Origin of the sequence: Streptomyces viridochromogenes (assembly GCF_001270495.1) — a bacterium.
In the GTDB taxonomy this organism is placed as follows: domain Bacteria; phylum Actinomycetota; class Actinomycetes; order Streptomycetales; family Streptomycetaceae; genus Streptomyces; species Streptomyces viridochromogenes_A.
Genome location: NZ_LGUR01000048.1, coordinates 19508 through 43981 on the forward strand (window position 1 = coordinate 19508; position 24474 = coordinate 43981).

Below are 24474 nucleotides of genomic sequence, written 5' to 3' on the forward strand. Positions count from 1 at the left end.
TCACCATGGCATCGGTATTCGAATACGCACCGGCCCCCGAGTCCCGCTCGATCGTCGACATCGCGCCCTCGTACGGCCTGTTCATCGACGGCGAGTTCGTCGAGGCGGCGGACGGCAAGGTCTTCAAGACCGTCTCCCCGTCCACCGAGGAGGTCCTCGCCGAGATCGCCCAGGCCGGCGAGGCGGACGTGGACCGCGCGGTGAAGGCCGCCCGCAAGGCGTTCGAGAAGTGGTCGGCGCTGCCCGGCTCCGAGCGCGCGAAGTACCTGTTCCGCATCGCCCGGATCATCCAGGAGCGGGCCCGTGAGCTCGCCGTCCTGGAAACCCTGGACAACGGCAAGCCGATCAAGGAGACCCGCGACGCCGACCTTCCCCTGGTCGCCGCGCACTTCTTCTATTACGCGGGCTGGGCCGACAAGCTGGAGCACGCCGGCTTCGGCGCCAGCCCCCGGCCGCTGGGCGTCGCGGGCCAGGTCATCCCCTGGAACTTCCCGCTGCTGATGCTGGCCTGGAAGATCGCCCCGGCGCTCGCGACCGGCAACACGGTCGTGCTGAAACCGGCGGAGACGACCCCCCTCTCGGCCCTGTTCTTCGCGGACATCTGCCGCCAGGCGGGCCTGCCCAAGGGCGTCGTCAACATCCTTCCCGGATACGGCGACGCGGGCGCCGCGGTCGTCGCGCACCCGGACGTGAACAAGGTCGCCTTCACCGGCTCCACGGCCGTCGGCAAGGAGATCGCCCGGACCGTCGCCGGCACCCGCAAGAAGGTCACGCTCGAACTCGGCGGCAAGGGCGCCAACATCGTCTTCGACGACGCCCCGATCGACCAGGCGGTGGAGGGGATCGTCAACGGGATCTTCTTCAACCAGGGCCAGGTCTGCTGCGCGGGCAGCCGCCTCCTCGTCCAGGAGTCGATCCAGGACGAGCTGCTGGACTCCCTGAAGCGCCGCCTGTCGACCCTGCGCCTCGGCGACCCGCTCGACAAGAACACCGACATCGGCGCGATCAACTCCGAGGAACAGCTCACCCGCATCACCTCCCTCGTCGAGCAGGGCGAGGCGGAGGGCGCCGAGCGCTGGTCCCCGGCGTGCGAGATCCCGACCGCCGGCTACTGGTTCGCCCCGACGCTCTTCACGAACGTCACCCAGGCGCACACCGTCGCCCGTGACGAGATCTTCGGCCCGGTCCTGTCGGTCCTCACCTTCCGCACCCCGGACGAGGCCGTCGCCAAGGCCAACAACACCGCGTACGGCCTGTCGGCGGGCATCTGGACGGAGAAGGGGTCGCGGATCCTCGCCGTGGCGAACAAGCTCCGTGCGGGCGTCGTCTGGTCCAACACGTTCAACAAGTTCGACCCGACCTCGCCGTTCGGCGGCTACAAGGAGTCGGGCTTCGGCCGCGAGGGCGGCCGCCACGGCCTGGAGGCGTACCTCGCCCCGTCGAGCCCGGAGGGCGAGCGATAAATGAGCGCAGTTGACAAGAACGACAAGACCGAGCACGCCGAGCGGCTCTCCGTCTTCAAGACCTACAAGCTGTACGTCGGGGGCAAGTTCCCCCGCTCCGAAAGCGGCCGGGTGTACGAAGTGACCGACTCGAAGGGCAACTGGCTGGCCAACGCGCCCCTCTCCTCCCGCAAGGACGCCCGTGACGCGGTGGTCGCCGCGCGCAAGGCATTCGGCGGGTGGTCCGGCGCCACGGCGTACAACCGGGGCCAGATCCTCTACCGCGTCGCCGAGATGCTGGAGGGCCGCCGCGAGCAGTACGTCCGTGAAGTCGCCGACGCCGAGGGCCTGTCGAAGGCGAAGGCGGCGGCGCAGGTCGACGCGGCGATCGACCGCTGGGTCTGGTACGCGGGCTGGACCGACAAGATCGCCCAGGTGGTCGGCGGCGGAAACCCGGTCGCGGGCCCGTACTTCAACCTCTCCTCCCCCGAGCCGACGGGCGTGGTGGCGGTCCTGGCCCCGCAGGAGTCGTCCTTCCTGGGCCTGGTCTCGGTGCTGGCGCCGGTGATCGCCACGGGCAACACGGCGATCGTGATCGCCTCCGAGAGGTCCCCGCTCCCCGCCCTCTCCCTCGGCGAGGTCCTGGCCACCTCCGACCTGCCCGGCGGCGTCGTCAACGTCCTGTCCGGCCGTACGGCGGAGATCGCGACGCCGCTGGCCGCGCACCAGGACGTCAACGCGATCGACCTGGCCGGCGCCGACGACGTCCTGGCGAAGGAGCTGGAGATCGCCGCGGCGGACAACCTGAAGCGCGTCCTGCGTCCACAGCCTGTGGATTATTCGGCGGCTCCCGGCATCGACCGCATGACGGCGTTCCTGGAGACGAAGACGGTCTGGCACCCGACGGGTTCGCTGGGCGCGTCCGGCTCGTCCTACTGACACCGGCCCACAGACCAGAGGGCCGTGCCTCCTCTCCGTCCGGAGGAGACACGGCCCTCTTCCTCTGCCGCTTCCTCGGCCACTCGCCGCGGGTCCGTCACGAGCACGCCCAACAGGCTGCTTCACGGTGGTCAGAATGTGACGCACGCTTCAATCTCCGTCCACCGGGTCGTTCCCGGCCCGGCCCATGCCTCACACTGGTGTCCCGTGAGTTCCCATCCGCCCATACCGACGCGAGTCGTGCTGCTCTGCGGCCCTTCCGGCTCCGGCAAGTCCCTTCTCGCGGCCCGTTCCGGTCTTCCGGTCCTGCGGCTCGACGACTTCTACAAAGAGGCCGACGACCCGACCCTGCCGCAGGTCCCCGGGAGCGCCGACATCGACTGGGACCACCCCGACTCGTGGGACGCCGACACGGCGATAGCGGCGATCACCGACCTGTGCCGCACGGGCCGTACGAACGTCCCGCTGTACGACATCTCGCTGAGCGCCCGCACCGGCGAGGAGACCGTCGAGATCGGGCGGACGCCACTGTTCATCGCGGAGGGCATCTTCGCGGCCGAGATCGTCTCGCGCTGCCGGGAACTCGGTGTGCTGGCCGACGCGCTCTGCCTGAGCCGCGGCCCGGTGACGACCTTCCGCCGCCGCTTCCTGCGCGACCTGAAGGAGGGCCGCAAGTCGGTGCCCTTCCTGCTGCGCCGCGGCTGGCGCCTGATGCGCCTGGAGCAGTCGATCATCGCCCACCAGACGTCCCTGGGCGCCCACGCCTGCGACCGCGACGAGGCCCTCGGCCGCCTCACCGCGGCCGCCGCGGGCCGCCGCCCGGCGGCGACACCGGCCGGCTGAACGAAGACGGCGCCCTCTCCGTCGTAGGACCGCGAAACGGTCCCGTGGAAAGGAAGCCGATGACGACTGCTCTCCAGGCCGGCCGACGGCTGATCACGGCGTCCCTGCTCCTCGCGGCGGCTGTCGGCTGCGCGGAGCCGGGCGGTACGGGCGGTTCGGCCGCGGCGTCGTGTGCGTACCTGGTCACCTACGACGGCCGCACCTACCTGGATGTCGCGAACGTCGACTTCACCGTCGGCGAGAAGCTGGGCACCGCCACGATCCCGGCGTGCGACGACACCCCGAACGATGCCGGGGACACCGTGCCCGAGCGCAGGATCACGGCGTACGAGGTCGAGGGAACGGACCCGGCCGTCGCCGTCGCCGTGGGCGACACGCCCGCCGAAGCGGCCCTCATGAGAGTCCGCTGACCGCACAGCGAAGCGGGACTGGACGGACCCCCCGGCCCTCCAGCCCCGCTGTCGTTGTGCTCCACCGCTTCCCCCGTGGTGGAGCACCCCCCGTTTCCCCCGTTGGTCCCCCGTGGGCCCCCCGGCCCCGTGGGTCCCCCCACTTCTTACCGCTCCCCCGTTGCATCCCCCCGGATGCGGTCCCCCCGGACCTTCAGGCGACGAGCTCCCCGAAGGCGTCCTCCTCGTCACGGCCGAAGCTGAGGACCTCGTCCTCGCGCAGCCGGCGGAGCGACCGCCAGATGCTCGACTTCACCGTGCCGACACTGATGTCGAGGATCTCCGCGATCTCCGGGTCGGTGCGGCCCTCGTAGTAACGGAGGACCAGCATCGTCCGCTGGAGTTCGGGGAGGCGGGCGAGCGCCTGCCACAGGACCGCGCGCAGCTCCGTGCCGCGCATCGCGTCCATGTCGCCGGGCGTCTCCGGCAGCTCCTCGGTCGGGTACTCGTTCAGCTTGCGGCGGCGCCACGCGCTGATGTGCAGGTTGGTCATGGTCCGCCGCAGGTAGCCACCCACAGCGGCCTTGTCACTGATCCGGTCCCATGCCTTGTACGTCGAGAACAGCGCGCTCTGGAGCAGGTCCTCGGCCTCGAATCGGTCACCGGTCAGGTGGTAGGCGGTTGCGTACAGGGAGGCGCGGCGCTCCTGGACGTAGGCGGTGAACTCCGCCTCCGACAGCGAGCGACGACGCTCCCCCGAGTCCTCCCTGTACGCGGATCCCCCGTGCGTTTCCCCTGTGAAACCGTCAACCACCGTCATGTACGCGGTGTGCTGACGCCCGGCGCCGCGAGCGCACCCCCGCCCGCTCACGGCACCGGACCTCTCGGAACCCCGGCCCCCGTTCACGTCGTGCAGACGCGTGATCACTGCGCTGTTGCTGGTGCCGTGCAGCGTGTTCATCTCGCGCCCCCCGTCGTGGACTTCCGGTGTTCTGCTCGTTCGTCTTGCTGTGGTGCGACTTGCTGTCCTGCCTGTGCCGAAAAGCTTGCCCGGGCACCTTCATGGACGTGTCCGCCGACTGTCACAGACCTGTCACAGGGGCCTGTCTCGTAGGCCGCCCCCAGGCGCGCGACAGCCCGCACACAGGCATGAGCGCTACGTGCGCGTATGCGTACTGCTCGTACAGGTGTCGAAAGACCAGGCCCGCATGGGCCAGAATGAGCCCCGTGCCTTCCCTGTTGCTGATCGAGGACGACGACGCCATCCGCACGGCCCTGGAGCTCTCACTGACGCGCCAGGGACACCGTGTGGCCACGGCTGCCACCGGCGAGGACGGCCTGAAGCTGCTGCGTGAGCAGCGGCCGGACCTGATCGTGCTGGACGTGATGCTGCCCGGCATCGACGGGTTCGAGGTGTGCCGGCGCATCCGGCGCACGGACCAGCTGCCGATCATTCTGCTGACCGCGCGCAGCGACGACATCGACGTCGTGGTCGGACTGGAGTCCGGTGCCGACGACTATGTCGTCAAACCCGTCCAGGGGCGGGTCCTCGACGCCCGGATCCGTGCCGTGCTGCGCCGCGGCGAGCGCGAGTCGAACGACGCGGCGACCTACGGCAGCCTCGTCATCGACCGTGCCGCGATGACCGTGACGAAGAACGGCGAGGACCTCCAGCTCACCCCGACCGAGCTGCGCCTGCTCCTCGAACTGAGCCGCCGGCCGGGCCAGGCCCTGTCCCGTCAGCAACTCCTGCGCCTCGTCTGGGAGCACGACTACCTCGGCGACTCACGCCTCGTCGACGCCTGCGTCCAGCGCCTGCGCGCCAAGGTCGAGGACGTCCCGTCGTCCCCCACCCTCATCCGTACCGTCCGTGGTGTCGGCTACCGCCTGGACGCGCCTCAGTGACAAAGGCACAGGGGGGTTTCCGCGGCTGGCTCGCGGCTCGCAAGGGAGTGTGGTCACGGCTGCGCTTCACCAGTCTTCGACTGCGCCTGGTGGTCGTCTTCGGCCTGGTGGCGCTCACGGCCGCCGTGTCCGCGTCCGGGATCGCCTACTGGCTCAACCGCGAGGCGGTGCTCACCCGCACCCAGGACGCGGTGCTGCGCGACTTCGAGCAGGAGATGCAGAACCGCGCGGGCCTGCTGCCCGAGGAGCCGACGCAGGACGAGCTCCAGCACACCGCCGGCCAGATGGCCAACAGCAGCCAGCGTTTCTCCGTCCTGCTGGTCGCCCAGGACGCCGACGGCACGCCCGCGTACGGCAGTTCCGGCGGCCTGGACGGCTTCACCCTCGCCGACGTGCCGAAATCCCTGCGCACGGCCGTGAACGAGAAACAACAGGTCAACTCCTCCAACAAGGCCGAGTACCACCTGTACTGGCAGCGAGTGGTGGAGGACGACACCCCATACCTGATCGCCGGTACGAAGGTGATCGGTGGCGGGCCGACCGGCTACATGATGAAGTCCCTTGAGCAGGAGGCCAAGGACCTCAACTCCCTGTCCTGGTCTCTCGGCATCGCCACGGGCCTCGCGCTGATCGGCTCCGCACTGCTCGCGCAGGCCGCCGCCACGACCGTACTGAAGCCGGTGCAACGGCTCGGCGTGGCCGCCCGCCGCCTGGGCGAAGGCAAGCTGGACACACGCCTGAGAGTCTCCGGCACGGACGAACTGGCCGACCTCTCCCGCACCTTCAACAACGCCGCCGAGGCACTGGAGAAGCGCGTCGCCGACATGGCCTCACGCGACGAGGCGTCCCGGCGCTTCGTGGCCGACATGTCCCACGAACTGCGCACCCCGCTCACCGCGATCACCGCCGTCACCGAGGTCCTGGAGGAGGAGCTGGAGGCGGACACCGGATCCATGGACCCGATGATCGAACCCGCCGTACGCCTCGTCGTCAGCGAGACCCGCCGACTCAACGACCTGGTCGAGAACCTGATGGAGGTCACCCGCTTCGACGCGGGCACCGCACGCCTCGTCCTCGACCACGTCGACGTCGCCGACCAGATCACCGCCTGCATCGACGCCCGGGCCTGGCTGGACGCGGTGGACCTCGACGCCGAGCGCGGGATCATGGCCCGCCTGGACCCCCGCCGCCTGGACGTCATCCTGGCCAACCTCATCGGCAACGCCCTCAAGCACGGCGGCTCCCCGGTCCGGGTCTCGGTCCGGGCGGCGGAGGACTCGGTGACCATCACGGTCCAGGACCACGGCCCCGGCATCCCCGAGGACGTACTCCCCCACGTCTTCGACCGCTTCTACAAGGCCAGCGCCTCCCGCCCCCGCTCCGAGGGCAGCGGCCTGGGCCTGTCCATCGCCTTGGAGAACGCCCACATCCACGGCGGCGAGATCACCGCCGCCAACTCCCCCGAGGGAGGCGCGGTGTTCACCCTGCGCCTGCCCCAGGACGCCTCGGAACTGGCGGAACAGACCAACGGCCAGGGCGCCGACGGCCCCAAGAAGGGGGACGCCCGATGAACGTACGCGGCCTGCTGGCACTCTCCCTGACGGGCGCCGCGCTCCTGGCCGGATGCGGCATCCGATCCACGGAAGTACCGACCAACTTCGGCCCCGCCCCCTCGCGCGTGCACTGCTCCCTCTCCGAACCCGACGTCTCGACGCAGGCCGCGCGCGGCCTCCCGGTCCAGGTCTTCCTCCTGTGCGGCTCCCAACTCGTGGCGGTCGACCGCACCGTGCGCGTCCCCGACGGCACGGCGGACTCGGCACGCCGCGTCCTCGTGGCCCAGGGCCTGCTCGACGAGCTGGAGGCGACCCCGTCGACGGCCGAGAAAGAGGCCGGCTACACCACAGACGTCCGCGGCGCGATGGGCGTGACCGGCCCACGCCGCAACGACCCCGACGAGACCCTGCGCCTGAGCACCCCGCCCGACGACCTCACGTCGTACGCCCTCGCCCAGATCGTCTGCACCTTCTCCGACTCGACAGCCGCGGAGGGCGACGGCTCGGTCATCCTTGGCGGCCCGTCCAACGACCCACCACGCCGCTACGAGTGCACAGACGAGGTCCGCACCCGACCGGGCAGCAACGAGCCCCCGTCCACGGACGTATCGGACGGCTGAAACCACACCACGGGGCGTACCCCCACGAGCCCGCAGCCGCGTACGGCGGCGAGGGGGCGCGTCGGGGGGTGTCCGCCCGCAGAGTCCGGTGTCAAGTAACAGGACCTCCTGGCAGTACACCAGCCACCGGACCGAGGACGGACACCCCCCGACGCGGCCCCGCCCCACGACGAACCCGCAGGCGCTACGCGAACCCCCGCCGAAGCCGCACAGGCGCCGCAGGCACAGACGCGAACGCCCACCCACCGCAACGAGCCGCCGCAGCGGCGTGGCGCGCACCCCCACCGACCGGCAGCAGGCCGCCGCAGGCACCCCACCCGCCCAACCGCCGGAGGCCGCTGTGGCGGACGCCTCACCCCATTGCGCCCCACCCCGGAACCGATCCTGCCGGGGGGCGCGTCTAGGGGGGCGTGCAGCGTCAAGGCTCCATCGGCGGCAGCGCCGCGATCCGCATCCGTGCGACGGGGGGTGTCCTCCTGGTCGCGCACCTCGCGTTCGTCGCCTGGCTCACGCTGCGCCCCCTGGACGTCCCCTGGGTGATGCCGGCCAACCTCAGGCCGTTCGCCGGCATCAGAGCCGACCTGGCGCTGGGCTGGCAGGAGGCCGCCCGGCACCTCGTCGAAGGACTCGCGCTGCTCGCACCGCTGGGAGTGCTGATCCCGATGGCACACGGAAGGATCAGCGTCTCCCCGCTCGGCTCCCTGGTCCGTACGGTCGCCGCCGGCGCCCTGATCTCGCTGGGCATCGAGCTGTTGCAGACCGGCGTACCGGGCCAGATCGTCGACGTCGACTCACTGCTGCTGAACACGGTGGGCGTGGGCCTGGCGCACGCCACGGTCGTCCCCGCGGCCCGCGCCCGGCTCCGCCGCAGGTCGGAGCGAGCACACCGGGCGACCGTCCCCCAGGAGGAGCTCTCTCAGGGTCGGACCCCGACGATTCCCAGGGTCGGGATAGCTCCATAGAGTGACGCTTTGCCCGGTTCGTCGCCGTAGCGTGGATGTCAGTTGAGGAAACCCCTCACGAGGCCCCACAAGAGGGGTCGACCGACGCTCGCGAAGGAGCCGCACCATGACCGCGCTCGCCCGACCCACCCACGGCCGCATGATCGGCGGAGTGTGCGCCGCGCTGGCACGGCGCTTCGGCACCTCCGCGACGACCATGCGCGTGATCTTCCTGATCTCCTGCCTGCTCCCCGGACCGCAGTTTCTCCTCTACATAGCCCTCTGGATCCTGCTGCCCTCCGAGGACAAGGCGAAGACGCGCACAGCCTGGTAACCCAACAAATCCAGTGCGCCCCGCCATCCCCCCGGCGGGGCGCACTCGCGTCTGTCAGACCAACTGCTTCACGGACATGAGCAGATGCCGATGCGCCTCCCCCGGCCCACCGCCCTCCTCCTCCACCCCGCTCAACAGCACCCGCTGCCCCGCCCCGACCATCTCCAGCCGCAGCCGGTCCGCCGCGAAGGAGTTCAGCGCGTCCAGCAGATACGCCGGATTGAACGCCACGGTGACCTCCTCCGCACCGCTGAGCACGGCGGGCAACCGCTGCGCGGCCACGTCGTCCCCGTACCCGGCCCGTAGCAGCACCGATCCCTCGGCCGAGAAGTCCAACCGCACCGGACTGCTCGCCTCGGCCACCACGGCCACCCTCCGCACGGCCTCCGCGAACACCCCGCACTCCACCTCGGCGACGGCCGCCCCGGCCATGTCGAACAACGACCCGTACGCCGGCAGCCGCCCGTCCAGTAGCCGGACGACGCTCCGCATGCCCCCGCCCTCGAAGCCGACCAGCCCGCCACCCGCCGCCGTCTCCAGCCCGACCCGCACGCCCCCGCACCGCGCCAGCGACCGCGCGGCGTCGAGCAACCGCCGAGCCGGCACGAGCGCCTCCACGACACCGCCGGCACCCCCAGCACCGTCGGCAAGGCCCTCCCCGCCCCCTCCCTCCGGCTTCCACCCCACCCGTCGCACGGCGTAGCGATACCGATCCGAAGCCGACAGAGTCATCGAGTCGCCGTCCAGGCGCAGCTGGACTCCGGTCAACACCGGCAGCGTGTCGTCCCGCCCGGCCGCGACGGCCACCTGCCCGACGGCCGTGGCGAAGGCGGCGGCGTCCACACTGCCGTAGGGGGCGGGCTGTGGCGGCAGAGCCGGGTACTCCTCGCGCGGCAGCGTGGACAGCCCGAACTCGGTGCCGCCGGCCGCCACCGTGAACCGCGTGCCCTCCAGGGAGCAGCTCACCGGCCCGTCCGGCAGCACCCGGCAGATGTCCAGCAGCCGGCGCCCCGGTACGAGCACCTCACCGGCCGCCCCGGTCTCGGCGTCCACCTCGGTCCGCGCCGCCGCCTCGAAGTCGAACCCGGACGCGGTGAGCCGCCCCGCGCCCGCCGCCAGCAGCAGACCGCCCAGCACCGGCACCGGCGTACGCGAGGGCAGGGCGCGCCCCGCCCAGCCGACGGCCTCGGCGAAGGCGGCGCGTTCGATCCTGAACTCCATGAAAATCCCCCTGCCCGGACCCGGTCATCAATGCTCGCGGAGGCTATCCGCAGCCACTGACAACCGGCCCCGACCAGGGGAAACAAGCCCTACGACCGATCACCACCCGCATGGCCGGCCACGACCGGCTCAGGCAGCCGTAGCCAACTGCTGCCGCTGGAGCCGCGCCGCCCGCGTCCCGAACACGGTGATCGTCACGACGCCGAGCACCGCCAGCAGGCCGACCCCGACCGTCCCGGCCCAGCCGCCCGCGTGGAAGGCGACGGCGCCGACCGTGCTGCCCGCGCTGGAGCCGATGTAGTAGGCGGACTGGTACAGCGCCGAAGCCTGGGCGCGGCCCTGTGTGGCCGTCTTGCTGACCGCCGAGGACGCCACCGCGTGCCCCGCGAAGAAGCCGCCGGTGATCAGGACCAGGCCGAGCAGGACCAGCGGGAGCGAGCCCGCCAGGGACAGCAGCAGACCCGCGGCCGTGGTGCCGCCCGCCGCGTACAGCGCGCCCCTGCGCCCCAGCCGGCCCACCAGGCGTCCCGCCGTCGAGGCCGACACCGTACCGACCAGGTACACCAGGAAGACCGAGCCGATGACGCCCTGCGGCAGCGAGAACGGCGCCTCCGTGAGGCGGTAGCCGATCACCGTGTACACGCCGCCGAAGATCGTCATGAACAGGGCGCCGATGGCGTAGAGGCGGCACAGCAGCGGGTTGGCGAGGTGGTCACGCACCGTACGCGCGAGGACGCGCGGCCGCAGCGAGCCCGGCTTGAAGTGGCGCGGTGCCGGGAGTAGCAGCCGGAAGGCCACGGCGCACGCGACCGCGATCACGCCGATCACGCCGATGGCGACCCGCCAGCCCCACTCCTGCGCGACCCAGCCGGTGATGACCCGGCCGCTCATGCCGCCGACGCTGTTGCCCGCGACGAACAGGCCGATGGCCGTGACCAGCGCCTTCGGCCGGACTTCCTCGGCCAGATAGGCCGTGGCCGACGCCGGAAGCCCCGCCAGGGCAGCTCCCTGGACCGCCCGCAGCACGACGAGGGCGGTCAGGTTGGGGGCGAAGGGGACCAGCAGTCCGACGGTCACCGCGACCGCCAGCGAGGCCGTCATGACCGTACGGCGTCCGAAGCGCTCCGACAGCGCGCTCATGGGGAGCACGAACAGGGCCAGACCGCCCGTCGCGGCCGCCACCGTCCAGCTCGCCTCGCTCGCCGCCACCCCGAACTCACCGGAGATCAGCGGCAGAAGGGCCTGTGTGGAGTAGAGGAGCGCGAAGGTCGCGACGCCGGCGAGGAAGAGGGCGAAGCTCATCCGGCGGTAGCCGGGGCCGCCCGGGGCCATGCGGGAGTCGACGACAGGGACTGCGGGTGCGGCGTCCACGGTGGTGGACGCCCCGGTACTGGCGGGAGACATGCTTCGAAGCTACGTACGCCCCCACTGTTCCGTCCAATGCATGGATTGGCCATAATCGTTCCCATGGCGCATCAGTACAGCTCACAGCCTCGACTGTCACCATCCAGTGACACAGAAGACATGACGATGTTGCTCGCTCCGCGCCTCGCCCACTTCGCCGGCGTGGCCCGTACCGAGCATGTCACCCGGGCCGCCCAGGAGATGCGGGTCCCGCAGTCCACGCTCTCGCGGGCCATGGTCCGGCTGGAACAGGACCTGGGCGTCGACCTGTTCGCCCGCCACGGCCGTACGGTCTCCCTGACCCCCGCCGGCCGCACCTTCCTCACCTCGGTCGAACGCGCCCTGGCCGAGATCGCGCGCGCCGCCGACGAGGTCCGCGCCGACGCCGACCCGGCCACCGGCAAGGTCGCCTTCGGCTTCCTGCACACCATGGGCGCGGAAACGGTCCCGGGCCTCCTGCACGCCTTCCGCGCCGACCACCCACGCATCCGCTTCAGCCTGGTTCAGAACTACGGCGAGGCGATGCTCGAACGCCTGCGCGCGGGCGAGCTGGACCTCTGCCTCACCTCCCCGGTCCCGGACGCCCCCGACCTGGTCGCCCGCCGCCTGGACGAACAGAAACTCCGCCTCGTCGTCCCCGCCGACCACCGCCTGGCCTCCCGCAAACGCATCCGCCTGGCGGAGGCCTCCGACGAGATCTTCGTAACCCTGGAGCCCGGCTACGGCATGCGCCGCATCACCGACGACCTCTGCCAGGAAGCAGGCTTCAAGCCCCGTATCGCCTTCGAGGGCGAGGAGGCGGAGACCCTGAGGGGCCTGGTGGCGGCCGGTCTGGGAGTGGCTCTGCTGCCGCCCCCTGCGGTGCCCCGCCCGGGAGTGGCGGAGCTGACGGTCACAGCTCCGAGAGCGGCACGGGAAATCGGCGTCGCATGGCTGGCCGACCGCCCGGACACACCCCCGGTGGCGGCCTTCAAGAAGTTCCTGCTCTCGAGAAGGGGAAGCCTGTTGCCCTAGGGGCGCGGGGCTGGATCGATATGCGGCTCCGCCGCGTGGGCGCGACCAGCCCCCGCCGCCCCGCAGCCGCCAACGGGACAGATACCCAACGGCGCTACCGCCTCCGCCCGAAGCCGGAGGCCAACGGCATCCGCAACCCCAAGGGAGGCGGCGCCGCGAACGCGTCGGCGACCGGCCGCGAGAACGCCCTCCCGAACAACACCCCCATCACGAAGTCCTCGGCCAGCGAAAGGACTTCGTCCCGATGCTGCTGCAACCCATGCCGGTCGGAGTGCACTTCGAACCGGCACACGTCCCGGTTCGCCTTCTTCGCCCGCGCCGCCAACCGGAACGACAGCTCGGGATCGGTCCGCTCGTCGTTCGTGCCGTGCACGATCATCACCCGCCGTCCCCCGAGCTGTCTCACCGGTTCGGGTGACGCCGCCACGTCCTCCTCCGGCAGCCAAGGAGCGATCGCCAGCACGGAGTTGACGGCCTCGTGGCCACCCGCCCGCAGGGCGGCCCGCCCGCCCATGTCGACCCCGGCGAGACACACGGGGACGTCGCCATAGCGCCGTACGACCTCGTCGGCGGCCCACAACGCGTCGCTCACCTGGTTCGCGTCACTGCCGTTCCACCCGCGAAAGCGGTAGTGGACGACATGCGTGACGAGCCCCTCCGCCCGCCCCGTGCGCATCAGACGGCGCCCGAGGGTCCGTACATAGGAGGTCGCCAGCAAGGTCGCCGGCTTGCGATGTGATACTTCGTCACCTCCGGGAAGCAGAAGTACCACTCCGCTCACCGCCGTCGGCTCCGGCCCGATCGCCTTGCCCAGCCGGACCCTGCGCACCGGCGTCGCTTGCTGTGCCATGACAGAACAGTGTCAGAAGCGCGGGTGTACGCGACCCGTCCGTGGGGTCACCGTTACGTATCGACGGATGTGTAAAGCACAAATCGAGACGAGCGACGGACCAGGGACGAACCAGCCGCGATGAACGAGTCGCGATGAAACGAGCCCTCTACGCGCGTAGGCGTTAGAGTGCGGAAATGACGAGCCAGACTGCTCAGAAGGCGAACATCCCGAGCTCGGACCAGATCCGCCGGGCGCCGAAGGTTCTGCTGCACGACCACCTCGACGGCGGGCTCCGCCCCGGCACGATCGTCGAGCTCGCCCGCGAGGCGGGCTATTCCCAACTCCCCGAGACCGACCCCGACAAGCTCGGCGTCTGGTTCCACGAGGCCGCCGACTCCGGGTCTCTGGAGCGGTACCTGGAGACCTTCTCCCACACCGTCGGCGTGATGCAGACCCGCGACGCCCTGGTCCGGGTCGCACGCGAGTGCGCCGAGGACCTCGCGGAGGACGGTGTCGTCTACGCCGAGGTGCGCTACGCGCCGGAACAGCACCTCGAAGGCGGGCTCAGCCTCGAAGAGGTCGTCGAGGCCGTCAACGAGGGCTTCCGGGAGGGCGAGGCGATCGCGCGGGAGAACGGCCACCGCATCCGCGTGGGCGCCCTGCTCACCGCGATGCGGCACGCCGCCCGCGCGCTGGAGATCGCCGAACTCGCCAACCGCTACCGCGATCTGGGCGTCGTCGGCTTCGACATCGCGGGCGCCGAGGCCGGCCACCCGCCGACCCGGCATCTCGACGCCTTCGAGTACCTCAAGCGGGAGAACAACCACTTCACCATCCACGCGGGCGAGGCGTTCGGCCTGCCGTCCATCTGGCAGGCCCTCCAGTGGTGCGGCGCCGACCGGCTCGGGCACGGGGTGCGCATCATCGACGACATCCAGGTGCACGCCGACGGCTCGGTGAAGCTGGGCCGGCTCGCGTCGTACGTACGGGACAAGCGCATCCCACTGGAGCTGTGCCCCAGTTCCAACCTCCAGACGGGCGCCGCCGACTCGTACGCCGCGCACCCCATCGGCCTGCTGCGCCGCCTGCATTTCCGGGCCACCGTGAACACCGACAACCGCCTCATGTCCCACACCAGTATGAGCCGGGAATTCGAGCACCTTGTCGACGCATTCGACTACACGCTCGACGACATGCAGTGGTTCTCCGTCAATGCGATGAAATCATCGTTCATTCCTTTCGATGAACGACTCGCGATGATCAATGACGTGATCAAGCCCGGATATGCCGAACTCAAGTCCGAATGGCTGTTTCGGCAGACCACCTCTACCAGCGGTTCTGAGGCCGAGGAGGGCTGATCGGGGATCCCCCGCGCACACGGAATGCGGACGCCATTCACAATCCGTCCGCATTTCGATGTTTGCGGTGGCATGCGGGGCGTGTTTACGGTCGAGAACCGCTCAACCCCGTAACGAATTTTCGAGGACTTACTTTCATGAAGCAGTCTGCTGCCAAGACCCTCGGTGTCGCCGCTCTCGGTGCCGCCTTCGCCGCCGCGGGCGCGGGTGCCGCGAACGCCGCTCCGGTCGCCCCGGACGCCGCGGGCGCGGCGCTGGGCACCGTGACCAGCGCCCTCCCGGCCGAGCACCTCTCGCAGGCGGGTCCCGCCGCCGGTGCGGGGCTGGCCCAGGGCGGTGCGGGCCTGGCCCAGGGGCAGGAGGCACTCACGACCGGCGTCGCCGCCGCGCAGCCGGCTGCGGAGCAGGCGCTGGCCGGGGGCCCGCTCGCCGTGGCGGAGGGGCTGCTCGGCGGTCTGCCGATGCAGGGCCTGCCCACCCAGGGCCTGCCGGTGAACGGGCTTCCGGTCTGATCCACCTCTCCCGCACCACGCCGCTGGGGCGCACCCTTGGGACACGGGTGCGCCCCAGCGGCGTGTCCGTCCCGTGGCGACCATTTCTGACCTGCTGCTTTGTCCGCTCCGGGGGCCATTGTCAGTGGGCTGCGGTAGCTTCCGGGGTGTTGGGCGCGATGAGGCGCACGACGGGAGATACGGCCACAGGGGTGGGTGGACGATGAGCGACGGCACGGCGACTACGACGGACCTCGACGTCAGGCTGGAGAAACACCGCGTCGAACTGACCGGGTACTGCTACCGCATGCTCGGCTCCTCATTCGAGGCCGAGGACGCGGTGCAGGACACGATGGTGCGCGCCTGGCGGAGTTACGACAAGTTCGAGGGGCGCTCCAGTCTCCGGTCGTGGCTCTATCGCATCGCGACGAACGTGTGCCTGGACATGCTGACCGCGGGCAACAAACGGGCCAGGCCCATGGACCTCACGGAATCGACGCCGCTGGCGCGGGCGGCGCTCTCCCCCCGGCCGGACAACACCTGGCTGGAGCCGATGCCGGACAGCCGGGTGCTGCCCACGACCGACGACCCGGCGGAGGCGGCGGTCGCCAAGGAGTCGGTGCGGCTCGCCTTCATGGCGGCCCTCCAGCAGCTGCCGCCCAAGCAGCGGGCGGTGCTGATCCTGCGCGAGGTGCTGGCCTGGAAGGCCAGCGAGGTCGCCGAGCTGCTCGGCACCACGGTCGCTTCGGTCAACAGCGCGTTGCAGCGGGCGCGTGCGACGCTCGCCGAGCAGCAGCAGCCGGGCAGTGACGCCGCCGCTTCCGATCCGCTGGACGAGGAGCAGCAGAAGCTCTTGGAGCGGTATGTCGCGGCCTTCGAGGGCTATGACATGACGGCGCTGACGGCACTGCTGCACGAGGACGCCGTCATGACCATGCCGCCGTTCGACCTGTGGCTGACCGGCGTCCAGGACATCACGGGCTTCATGACGACCCTCGGCGCCCCCTGTGCGGGCTCACGTCTGGTGCCGGTCCAGGTCAACGGGCTGCCGGGCTTCGCCCAGTACAAGCCGGACCCGGAGGCGGGCGGCTTCAGCCCGTGGGCGGTGCAGGTGCTGGAGATCTCAGACGGCCGGATCACCGGGTTCCACTGCTTCCTCGACACCAAGCGCTGGTTCCCGCTGTTCGACCTCCCCCTCCACCTCGAAGCGGAGGCCGACCAGGTCGAGGAGAGCGTGTAGCGCGGGATCCGGGTCGCGCAGCCGTATCCGGCCCCCGGCCCGCCGGGCGGCGAGCTGGAGGCGCGCCAGCAGGTCCACGACGCCCAGTCCCGGCGGCCCGAGCCCTCCCACATCGCACACCACGACTCTCGCCCCGGTCGCCTCCAGCCGTGCCCGCACGTCGTCGCACAGCCCGGCCACCTCTTCCCGGGTGACGGGGCCGGCCAGCACGAGTACAGCGGGTGTCATGGCATCCACGATCGGTAGACCGGGCAGGCGGGCGTAACTCATCGGGCCGGGCGCCGGTCGACGGTTTCCGCTGCTCATCGCCCTTGCACGGGGTGTCCGCCGACCGAGATCACGTTGACCCGCTCCCCTCCTTCCCCAGAGGGTTTGCTGTATGCCCCACGTATCAGCACCTCCCCAAATACCCAGCGGCCTCCTCCCCGCCGTGGAGGCGCCGTGCAGGGGGTGCTGACCGGCTTCGCGGTGATCGCGGTCGTCATCGGGGTGGGGTACGTGATCGGCCGGCGCGGCTACCTCGGCGCCCACGGTCGTGAGGTCCTCACCAAGCTGGCCTTCCATGTGGCGTCCCCGGCCCTGCTGTTCACCACGCTCGCGCAGACCGACCTCTCGGTGATCTTCTCCAGCCGCCTTCTGGTCACGGCCCTGAGCACGGCCGCGGCGGCCGGCGTCTTCGTCGCGGTCGGTGTCGTACGGCGCTGGGGCGTGGGCCGAACCACGATCGGCGCGCTCTGCTCCAGCTACGTCAACTCCGGCAACCTCGGCATCCCGATCGCGGTGTACGTCCTGGGCGACGCCTCACTGGTCGCGCCCGTCCTGCTCTTCCAGCTGGTCGGCGTCACGCCCATCGCCCTGACGATCCTCGACCTGTCCGGCGGGGGCGAGAAGGGCCCCTTGTGGCGTCGCCTGCTGACCCCGTTGCGCAACCCGATCGCGGTCGGCTCACTGGCGGGCGTGGCGGTGTCGGCAGCGGGGCTGAAGGTCCCGGCCCCCGTCCTGGACCCGCTGACCCTGATCGGCGGCATGTCGGTCCCGGCGGTCCTGCTGGCCTTCGGCATCTCCCTGTGCGGCAGCACGATGCCCGGCCGGGGGCCCGACCGTCAGCCGGTGTTCCTCTCGGTCGCCCTCAAGTCGGTGGGCCAGCCGGCGGTGGCCTGGGCGCTGGCGGCGGGGGTGTTCGGCCTGCGGGGCGCTCCGCTGCTGGACGTGGTGGTGACGTCGGCGCTGCCTGCCGCGCAGAACCTGTACACGTACGCGTCGAGCTACCGGGTGGGCGAGCGGTTGGCCCGGGACTCGATTCTGCTGTCGACGGTGATTTCGGTGCCGGTGCTGGTGGTGGTGGCGGCGTTGCTGGGCTGACGGTCAATCGACGGGGAGCTCGCTGGTGTCGATCGTCACGTCGAACGGCTCCGGCAGCTTGATGGGGTCACCGAACTTCACGGCGCTCAGCACACGGTAGACGTCGCCCTTCGGCTCGCCGAAGAGCGTGGCGGTGGGCCCTCCGGGGCCCAGCGGTCGATCAACAGATAGAGCGGGATCCCGGCGGTGGCACAGGCGGCGGGCTTGCTGACGCGGTCGTGGTGGGCGTTGGACTTGGAGGTCACCTCGACGACGAGTTCGGCCAGGGCCGCCGGGATGTGGGAGTCCGCCTCCGCGCACTCCTGGACAGGAGCCACGAGCAGATCCGGGATGAGCATGCCCAGCCGTGACGGCACGGCGATCGCCAGTGTCTGGAAGATCTCCCATTCCTCGGGGATCACGGAGTAGAGGCGACGCTGGATGCGGGCCGCGATCACGTTGTGGTGATGATCCCCTCAATGATCTCCACCTTGCTGCCCTCGGGCCATTCCATCTCCTCCCAGTACCGGACGAGGTCGTCCCAGTTCTGGTCGGGGTCCTGGCTCACGGTGAGTGCGCTCATGGCGGTCTCCTATCGGTGCGTCACCGATCCCAGCATGCCGAACGGGACCGGCAGGGGTCTACCGATCCCGTTCACCCGAATGGGGAAACCCCAGGTCAGGCAATCCGCTCCAGCACCACCGGCGACGCCGTGAAGTCTGTCCCCGCCGCCGCGATGTCGTACGAGCCCTCCACCGACTGGAGCGCGTACTCGAAGCGCTCCGGGGTGTCCGTGTGCAGGGTCAGCAGGGGCTGGCCCTCGGTCACCGTGTCGCCCGGCTTGGCGTGCAGTTCGATGCCCGCGCCGGCCTGTACCGGGTCCTCCTTGCGGGCACGGCCGGCACCGAGGCGCCAGGCGGCGACGCCGATGTCGTAGGCGTCGAGGCGGGTCAGGACGCCGGAGGACGGGGCCTTGATCACGTGCTGCTCGCGGGCGACCGGCAGTACCGCGTCCGGGTCGCCGCCCTGGGCCGCGATCATGCGCCGCCAGACGTCCATGGCCGAGCCGTCGGCCAGGGCCTTCGCCGGGTCGGCGTCCTTGACGCCCGCCGCGTCCAGCATCTCCCTGGCCAGGGCGATCGTCAGCTCGACCACATCCGACGGACCGCCGCCCGCCAGGACCTCCACCGACTCGCGGACCTCCAGCGCGTTGCCCGCCGTGAGGCCGAGCGGGGTCGACATGTCCGTGAGGAGCGCGACCGTCTTCACGCCGTGGTCCGTGCCCAGGCCCACCATCGTGGACGCCAGCTCACGCGCGTCCTCGATGGTCTTCATGAAGGCGCCCGTGCCGACCTTCACGTCCAGGACGAGCGAGCCCGTGCCCTCCGCGATCTTCTTCGACATGATCGACGAGGCGATCAGCGGGATCGCCTCGACCGTGCCGGTGACGTCCCGGAGCGCGTACAGCTTCTTGTCCGCCGGGGCCAGGCCGTCGCCCGCCGCGCAGATCACCGCGCCGGTGGTGTCCAGGACGTTCAGCATCTCCTCGTTGGAGAGGAGGGCGCGCCAGCCCGGGATCGACTCCAGCTTGTCCAGGGTGCCGCCGGTGTGGCCGAGGCCCCGGCCCGACAGCTGGGGGACGGCGGCACCGCAGGCCGCCACGAGGGGGGCCAGCGGCAGGGTGATCTTGTCGCCGACACCGCCCGTGGAGTGCTTGTCGGCCGTCGGGCGGGACAGGGACGAGAAGTCCATGCGCTCGCCGGAGGCGATCATCGCGGCCGTCCAGCGGGCGATCTCCCGGCGGTTCATGCCGTTGAGCAGGATCGCCATGGCGAGCGCGGACATCTGCTCGTCGGCGACCTCCCCGCGGGTGTACGCGTCGATGACCCAGTCGATCTGTTCGTCGCTGAGCTCACCGCGGTCCCGCTTGGTGCGGATGACGGAGATGGCGTCCATGGCCATGGCTTGGCTTCCTTCCGAGGATTCCAGAAGCCGTACGGCCCCTCCGAGCCGGTCGCGTGGAGCAACTCGGAGGGGCCGCACGGGAGTTACGACTTAACTGCGGAGGTGGCCCGGCCCGAAGGCCTGGGGCAGCATCTCCGAGAGCGGCAGGATGCCCGCCGGGGTTTCCAGGAGCAGGTCCGGGCCGCCGAACTCGTGCAGCAGCTGGCGGCAGCGGCCGCACGGGACGAGGATGTCGCCCTTGCCGTCGACGCAGGTGAAGTGCGTCAGCCGGCCGCCCCCCGTGTTCTGGAGCTCGGAGACCAGTCCGCACTCGGCGCACAGGCCGATGCCGTACGACGCGTTCTCGACGTTGCAGCCGGTGATCGTACGGCCGTCGTCGACGAGGGCCGCGACGCCGACCGGGTAGCCGGAGTACGGGGCGTACGCGCGGGACATGGCGTCCCGGGCCGCCGCGCGCAGCTTGTCCCAGTCGACGTCGTGGGAGGCGGCCGACGTCACTTGCCCTGCCCCTTCCGGTACGGCAGGCCGTCCGCCTTCGGCATCCGCAGGCGTTGCGCGGACAGCGTGAGGACGACGAGCGTGACGACGTACGGCGTGGCGGAGACGACCTGGTTGGGCACCTCGTTGGTGGTGGCGTACCAGGTGTACACCAGGGCGCCGACCACCGCGGTGATCATCGACGGGGCGTACTTCTTGCGGATCACCAGCCAGATGGCGCCGATGATCAGCAGGAGCGCGCCGAGCAGCAGCAGGGCGTGGACGTTCGTGGAGCCGCCACGCAGGTTGAGGCTGTCGGTGTAGCCGAACAGGCCGGCGCCGAGGGCGAGGCCGCCCGGCATCCAGTTGCCGAAGATCATCGCGGCGAGTCCGATGTACCCGCGGCCGCTGACCTGGCCCTCCAGGTAGAAGGGGTTGGCGACGATGGACAGGAAGACACCACCGAGTCCGGCCAGGCCGCCGGAGATGATCACGGCGATGTACTTGTACTTGTAGACGTTCACGCCGAGGGACTCGGCCGCGACCGGGTTCTCACCGCAGGAGCGCAGGCGCAGACCGAAGGCCGTACGCCACAGGATCCACCAGGTCGCCGGGATCAGCGCCACGGCGATCAGGGTCAGCCAGGAGACGTTGGTGACCAGGCCGCCGAGCAGACCGGCGATGTCGGAGACGAAGAACCAGCCCTGGTTGTTCAGGTCCCGCAGCCCGTCGGACAGGCCCGGCACGGTGAAGTGGCCGAGGGAGTCGATCGCCGGGGACTGCTTGGCGGAGCCGCCCGCGTGGCCCTCGAAGGCGAGGGGCGCGAGGTAGCGGGTGATGCCGAGGGCGAGGATGTTGATCGCCACACCGGAGACGATGTGGTTGACCCGGAAGGTGACGGTGGCGATGGCGTGCAGGATGCCGCCGATGCAGCCGCCGATGATGCCGACGACGACACCGGTCCACGGGCCCCACTGGAAGCCGGCCCAGGCGCCGAACCAGGTGCCGAGGATCATCATGCCCTCTAGGCCGATGTTGACGACGCCCGCCCGCTCGGCCCACAGACCGCCGAGACCCGCGAGGCCGATCGGCACGGCGAGCTGGAGGGCGGTGGACATCTGGCTGACGTTGGTGATGCCGTCGGCGCCGGTGATGATGCGGACGATCGAGGTCAGCGCCAGGGCTCCGGCGATGACCAGCAGCAGCACGGGCCACGACAGTCGGCGGCCGGTCGGGGCCGCGGGCTGCAGCGTGGGCTGGTTGACATCAACCGCTGAGGTCGGGGCAGTCATCGGCCAGCCACCTCCTTCGTGGTGTTGTTGTCGGCGCCGAGCACGTGACCGGCGGCCAGTTCCGCGCCGACCCGGCGCTGCTGGCGGCGCAGGCCCCATTCGCGTACGGCCTCGTAGGAGACGACGACCGAGAGCACGATCAGGCCCTGCATGATGACCGCGATCTCCTTGTCGTAGCCGTGGAAGTCCAGCTCGGGCGACGCCTTGTCGAGCCAGGCCCACAGCAGGGCGGCGAACGCGATGCCGACGGGGCTGTTGCGGCCGAGCAGGGCGATGCCGATGCCGAGGAAGCCGATGCCGGTGGGGAAGTTCAGGCTGTACGTGTGGGTGTCGCCGAGCAGGATCGGCAGACCCGCCAGACCCGCGATACCGCCGGAGAGCAGCATGGCGGTGAGCACCATGCGCTTGGGGTCCACGCCGCTGGCCGCGGCAGCCGACTCCGAGGCACCGGAGGCGCGCAGGTCGAAGCCGAACCGGGTGCGGTTGAGGACGACCCAGTAGGCGATGCCGAGCAGCACGGCGAGGAAGACCAGGCCGTAGATCTCGCCGGCGTCGCCCATGTTGATGCCGGGCACCCAGCCGGACTCGTGCATCTCACCGGTGGTGTTGTTGTTGCCGACCTTGACGCCGAAGACGTCCGGCAGCCACAGGTAGGCGATGACGGAGGTCGCGATCGCGTTGAGCATGATCGTCGCGACGACCTCGCTGACCCCGCGGGTGACCTTGAGGACACCGGCGATGCCGGACCAGAAGGCGCCGGTGCAGACCGCGGTGAGGAGCAGCAGCGGGATCTGGATCGCGGCCGGCAGGTCCACGTGGGCGCCGACGATGGCGGCCATCATGGCGGCGAGCTGGTACTGGCCGTCGACGCCGATGTTGAACAGGTTCATCCGGAAGCCGATGGCCACCGCGAGGGCCGCGATGTAGTACATCGAGGCCTGGTTGATGACCAGCACCTGGATGTCCGAGAAGCCGATCTGCTCGAACATCAGGGTGTACGGCTCGACCGGGCTCTTACCCGAGGCGAGCAGCACGATCGCGCTGAGCACGAAGGCCACGGCGAGCGCGATGACCGGTCCGGCCACCGCGAGGAGCACACGCTCCCTGTCGAACTTCTTCATCAGCGGGCCTCGTCTTCCGGAGCCTCGGGAGACTTGCGGATCTCGGGGGTGTCTGCGCCGGGCTCGGCGTTCTCGTCGTGTTCCAGGTGGCCGGTCGCGGCACCGGTCATGGCCGAGCCCAGCTCCTCCGGCGTGATGGTGGCGGGATCGGCGTCCGCGACCAGCTTGCCGTTGTAGATCACCCGGAGGGTGTCGGACAGGCCGATCAGCTCGTCCAGGTCGGCGGAGATCAGCAGCACGGCCAGGCCCTCGCGGCGGGCCTCGCGGATGTGGTCCCAGATCGCGGCCTGCGCGCCGACGTCGACACCACGGGTGGGGTGCGCGGCGATCAGGAAGCGCGGCTTGTGGCTCATCTCGCGGCCGACGATCAGCTTCTGCTGGTTACCGCCGGACAGGGAGGCGGCGGTGACGTCGATGCCGGGCGTGCGGACGTCGTACGCCTCGACGATGCGGCGGGTGTCCTCCTGCGCGGCCTTCGGGTCCAGCCAGACGCCCTTGGCGAGGGGCTTCTCGGTGACATGGCCGAGGATGCGGTTCTCCCAGAGGGGGGCCTCCAGGAGCAGACCGTGCCGGTGGCGGTCCTCGGGGATGTAGCCGATGCCCTGCTCGCGGCGCTTGCGGGTGGTCCAGCCGGTGATCTCCTCGTCGATCAGCGAGATCGTGCCGGAGTCGGCGCCCTTGAGGCCGATGAGCGCGTCGACCAGCTCGGTCTGGCCGTTGCCCTCGACGCCGGCGATGCCCAGGACCTCGCCCGCGTGGATGGTGAAGGTGATGTCGTCGAGCAGGGCCTTGCCGCCGGCCGCCTCCAGGCGCAGCTTGTCCACCGTGATGACGGGGCGGTCGGTGACCGTGGACTCGGCGGTCTCCGGCGTCGGCAGTTCGCTGCCCACCATCATCTCGGCGAGCTGGCGCGGGGTCGTCTCGGCGGGGACGGCCGTACCGACCGTGGTGCCGCGGCGGATGACGGTGATCTCGTCGGCGACGGAGAGCACCTCGCCCAGCTTGTGGGAGATGAAGATGACCGACAGGCCCTCGGCCTTCAGCTCGCGCAGGTTGTCGAAGAGCGCGTCGACCTCCTGCGGCACCAGGACGGCCGTGGGCTCGTCGAGGATCAGCGTGGTGGCGCCGCGGTAGAGGACCTTGAGGATCTCCACGCGCTGGCGGGCGGCGACACCGAGCTCCTCGACGAGGCGGTCGGGCTCCACACCGAGGCCGTAGCGCTCGGAGATCTCCTTGATCTTCCGGCGGGCCTTGGCGCCGATGCCGTACAGCTTCTCGCTGCCGAGGACGACGTTCTCGAGCACCGTGAGGTTGTCGGCGAGCATGAAGTGCTGGTGGACCATGCCGATGCCGCGGACGATGGCGTCGGCCGGGGACGAGAAGGTGACCTTCTCGCCGTCGATCGCGATGGTGCCCTCGTCCGGCTTCTGCATGCCGTAGAGGATCTTCATCAGCGTCGACTTGCCGGCGCCGTTCTCGCCGACGAGGGCGTGGACGGTGCCCTTGCGGACGGTGAGGTGGATGTCGTGGTTGGCGACGACACCGGGGAATCGCTTGGTGATCCCGGCGAGTTCGACGGCGGTCGCCTGACCGTTGACCGCCGCGCCGGCCGGAGGGCTGCTGGACGCGTTGATGGCGCACTCTCCTGGGGACGGGGGTCGTCTACGCGCGTAGCGCCCCTATGGCCTGACAGGGGCCGACGCACCGCGACCAACGGGGTACGGGGACAGCCCTTGGAAAGCCTCCCCGTAC

At 70.5% G+C, this 24474-nt stretch carries 24 protein-coding genes and 1 pseudogene; 14 read left to right on the plus strand and 11 right to left on the minus strand.

Features of this window, described 5'->3' with window-relative positions:
* The first annotated feature begins 5 nt into the window (after nucleotides 1-5).
* The 4 genes from ADK36_RS07420 to ADK36_RS07435 all read left to right on the plus strand — a co-directional run bounded on the left by ADK36_RS07420 (nucleotide 6) and on the right by ADK36_RS07435 (nucleotide 3634).
* On the plus strand, nucleotides 6-1463 hold the full coding sequence (locus ADK36_RS07420) for an aldehyde dehydrogenase family protein (protein WP_048586830.1): 1458 nt from the start codon (nucleotides 6-8) through the stop codon (nucleotides 1461-1463).
* Nucleotides 1464-2381 (plus strand): aldehyde dehydrogenase family protein, encoded by a 918-nt coding sequence (locus ADK36_RS07425; protein ID WP_048586829.1) that lies wholly within the window; start codon nucleotides 1464-1466, stop codon nucleotides 2379-2381.
* A gap of 207 nt (nucleotides 2382-2588) precedes the next feature.
* Nucleotides 2589-3224, plus strand: a complete 636-nt coding sequence (locus ADK36_RS07430; RefSeq protein WP_234329704.1) for a uridine kinase family protein — start codon at nucleotides 2589-2591, stop codon at nucleotides 3222-3224.
* A 59-nt stretch (nucleotides 3225-3283) separates the two neighbouring features.
* Nucleotides 3284-3634 carry a DUF6281 family protein gene (locus ADK36_RS07435; protein WP_048586827.1) on the plus strand — a complete coding sequence of 117 codons (351 nt, stop codon included), beginning with the start codon at nucleotides 3284-3286 and terminating at the stop codon, nucleotides 3632-3634.
* A gap of 193 nt (nucleotides 3635-3827) precedes the next feature.
* Here the strand turns inward: ADK36_RS07435 and ADK36_RS07440 are convergent, their stop codons facing one another.
* Nucleotides 3828-4574: a SigE family RNA polymerase sigma factor gene (locus tag ADK36_RS07440; protein WP_048587508.1), complete on the minus strand. Its 747-nt coding sequence runs from the start codon at nucleotides 4572-4574 to the stop codon at nucleotides 3828-3830.
* A 266-nt stretch (nucleotides 4575-4840) separates the two neighbouring features.
* On the opposite strand from ADK36_RS07440, the gene afsQ1 reads away from it, so the two are divergent.
* The 5 genes from afsQ1 to ADK36_RS07465 all read left to right on the plus strand — a co-directional run bounded on the left by afsQ1 (nucleotide 4841) and on the right by ADK36_RS07465 (nucleotide 8966).
* Nucleotides 4841-5518, plus strand: a complete 678-nt coding sequence (afsQ1, locus tag ADK36_RS07445) for a two-component system response regulator AfsQ1 (protein WP_031477770.1) — start codon at nucleotides 4841-4843, stop codon at nucleotides 5516-5518.
* Nucleotides 5515-7089 (plus strand): sensor histidine kinase, encoded by a 1575-nt coding sequence (locus tag ADK36_RS07450; protein WP_048587509.1) that lies wholly within the window; start codon nucleotides 5515-5517, stop codon nucleotides 7087-7089. The genes afsQ1 and ADK36_RS07450 overlap by 4 nt, the downstream gene beginning before the upstream one ends.
* A complete protein-coding gene (locus tag ADK36_RS07455) occupies nucleotides 7086-7691 on the plus strand; it encodes a hypothetical protein (protein WP_048587510.1) in 606 nt (201 codons plus the stop codon). The genes ADK36_RS07450 and ADK36_RS07455 overlap by 4 nt, the downstream gene beginning before the upstream one ends.
* 410 nt (nucleotides 7692-8101) lie before the next feature.
* Nucleotides 8102-8653: a VanZ family protein gene (locus tag ADK36_RS07460; RefSeq protein ID WP_048587511.1), complete on the plus strand. Its 552-nt coding sequence runs from the start codon at nucleotides 8102-8104 to the stop codon at nucleotides 8651-8653.
* 106 nt (nucleotides 8654-8759) lie between these two features.
* Entirely contained in the window at nucleotides 8760-8966 is a 207-nt protein-coding gene (locus tag ADK36_RS07465; protein ID WP_048587512.1) for a PspC domain-containing protein, read from the plus strand.
* Nucleotides 8967-9020: 54 nt separating this feature from the next.
* On the opposite strand, the gene dnaN is transcribed toward ADK36_RS07465, so the two are convergent.
* Together dnaN and ADK36_RS07475 are read right to left on the minus strand one after the other, a co-directional pair.
* Nucleotides 9021-10187: a DNA polymerase III subunit beta gene (gene dnaN / locus ADK36_RS07470; protein ID WP_053196802.1), complete on the minus strand. Its 1167-nt coding sequence runs from the start codon at nucleotides 10185-10187 to the stop codon at nucleotides 9021-9023.
* Between the two features lie 129 nt (nucleotides 10188-10316).
* A complete protein-coding gene (locus tag ADK36_RS07475) occupies nucleotides 10317-11591 on the minus strand; it encodes an MFS transporter (RefSeq protein ID WP_048587071.1) in 1275 nt (424 codons plus the stop codon).
* Nucleotides 11592-11654: 63 nt separating this feature from the next.
* Between ADK36_RS07475 and ADK36_RS07480 the strand changes: the two genes are divergently transcribed.
* Nucleotides 11655-12605, plus strand: a complete 951-nt coding sequence (locus ADK36_RS07480) for a LysR family transcriptional regulator (RefSeq protein WP_048587072.1) — start codon at nucleotides 11655-11657, stop codon at nucleotides 12603-12605.
* Nucleotides 12606-12699: 94 nt separating this feature from the next.
* Here ADK36_RS07480 and ADK36_RS07485 read toward each other — a convergent pair whose 3' ends face one another.
* Nucleotides 12700-13455 carry a dienelactone hydrolase gene (locus ADK36_RS07485; RefSeq protein WP_048587073.1) on the minus strand — a complete coding sequence of 252 codons (756 nt, stop codon included), beginning with the start codon at nucleotides 13453-13455 and terminating at the stop codon, nucleotides 12700-12702.
* A gap of 176 nt (nucleotides 13456-13631) precedes the next feature.
* On the opposite strand from ADK36_RS07485, the gene ADK36_RS07490 reads away from it, so the two are divergent.
* The 3 genes from ADK36_RS07490 (at nucleotide 13632) to ADK36_RS07500 (ending at nucleotide 16526) form a co-directional block, all read left to right on the plus strand.
* Entirely contained in the window at nucleotides 13632-14795 is a 1164-nt protein-coding gene (locus ADK36_RS07490) for an adenosine deaminase (RefSeq protein WP_048587074.1), read from the plus strand.
* Between the two features lie 137 nt (nucleotides 14796-14932).
* Complete coding sequence (locus tag ADK36_RS07495) at nucleotides 14933-15307, plus strand: hypothetical protein (protein ID WP_048587075.1); 375 nt, start codon at nucleotides 14933-14935, stop codon at nucleotides 15305-15307.
* 202 nt (nucleotides 15308-15509) lie between these two features.
* The gene (locus ADK36_RS07500) at nucleotides 15510-16526 is read left to right on the plus strand and encodes a sigma-70 family RNA polymerase sigma factor (protein ID WP_048587076.1); all 1017 of its coding nucleotides are present in this window, start codon (nucleotides 15510-15512) and stop codon (nucleotides 16524-16526) included.
* Here the strand turns inward: ADK36_RS07500 and ADK36_RS45940 are convergent.
* Nucleotides 16410-16796, minus strand: coding sequence for an STAS domain-containing protein (locus tag ADK36_RS45940; protein WP_159029333.1), 387 nt, complete (start codon nucleotides 16794-16796; stop codon nucleotides 16410-16412). The two genes, ADK36_RS07500 and ADK36_RS45940, sit on opposite strands and share 117 nt — an antisense overlap.
* A gap of 171 nt (nucleotides 16797-16967) precedes the next feature.
* Between ADK36_RS45940 and ADK36_RS07505 the strand changes: the two genes are divergently transcribed.
* A complete protein-coding gene (locus ADK36_RS07505; RefSeq protein WP_048587077.1) occupies nucleotides 16968-17888 on the plus strand; it encodes an AEC family transporter in 921 nt (306 codons plus the stop codon).
* A gap of 3 nt (nucleotides 17889-17891) precedes the next feature.
* On the opposite strand, the pseudogene ADK36_RS45945 reads toward ADK36_RS07505, so the two are convergent.
* The 6 genes and pseudogenes from ADK36_RS45945 to ADK36_RS07535 form a co-directional block, all read right to left on the minus strand.
* Nucleotides 17892-18450: pseudogene (locus tag ADK36_RS45945) on the minus strand (Uma2 family endonuclease).
* A 95-nt stretch (nucleotides 18451-18545) separates the two neighbouring features.
* Nucleotides 18546-19823, minus strand: a complete 1278-nt coding sequence (locus tag ADK36_RS07515; protein WP_199830131.1) for a thymidine phosphorylase — start codon at nucleotides 19821-19823, stop codon at nucleotides 18546-18548.
* 99 nt (nucleotides 19824-19922) lie between these two features.
* Nucleotides 19923-20330, minus strand: coding sequence for a cytidine deaminase (locus ADK36_RS07520; RefSeq protein WP_078916774.1), 408 nt, complete (start codon nucleotides 20328-20330; stop codon nucleotides 19923-19925).
* Entirely contained in the window at nucleotides 20327-21601 is a 1275-nt protein-coding gene (locus tag ADK36_RS07525; RefSeq protein ID WP_048587080.1) for an ABC transporter permease, read from the minus strand. The genes ADK36_RS07520 and ADK36_RS07525 overlap by 4 nt, the downstream gene beginning before the upstream one ends.
* Nucleotides 21598-22722: an ABC transporter permease gene (locus ADK36_RS07530; protein ID WP_048587081.1), complete on the minus strand. Its 1125-nt coding sequence runs from the start codon at nucleotides 22720-22722 to the stop codon at nucleotides 21598-21600. The genes ADK36_RS07525 and ADK36_RS07530 overlap by 4 nt, the downstream gene beginning before the upstream one ends.
* A complete protein-coding gene (locus tag ADK36_RS07535; protein WP_048587082.1) occupies nucleotides 22722-24356 on the minus strand; it encodes an ABC transporter ATP-binding protein in 1635 nt (544 codons plus the stop codon). The genes ADK36_RS07530 and ADK36_RS07535 overlap by 1 nt, the downstream gene beginning before the upstream one ends.
* Nucleotides 24357-24474: the final 118 nt, after the last annotated feature.